Consider the following 255-nt stretch of genomic DNA (forward strand, 5'->3'; position numbering starts at 1 on the left):
GGCGTTGACGGTCAGCTGATTGGCCACCGTCATCGCATTGCGGTGGTCGAAAGTGGCTGCCCTGATATCGAGCTTGCCATTGCCCGTGATCTTGCCGAACTGGTTGTTGAATTGCCCTGCGTTAATGACCAGGATGCCGGCACCTGCGTGCTCCAGCTTGCCATTGACGTTCGTCAACACCGTCGCGTTTAGGGCCAGGTTCGCGCTGTTGGCGGCGATGCGGCCCGCCGTGTTGTCCAACTTGCCTGTCGTGAT

At 59.6% G+C, this 255-nt stretch carries 1 protein-coding gene; it reads right to left on the reverse strand.

Translation table 11 applies throughout. The features are described from left to right. Window positions 1-255, reverse strand: a 255-nt coding sequence (locus tag GCN75_RS29020; protein WP_193317716.1) for a hypothetical protein, incomplete at both ends; no start/stop codon positions are given.

The sequence above is a fragment of the Janthinobacterium violaceinigrum genome (assembly GCF_009208555.1).
In the GTDB taxonomy this organism is placed as follows: domain Bacteria; phylum Pseudomonadota; class Gammaproteobacteria; order Burkholderiales; family Burkholderiaceae_D; genus Janthinobacterium; species Janthinobacterium violaceinigrum.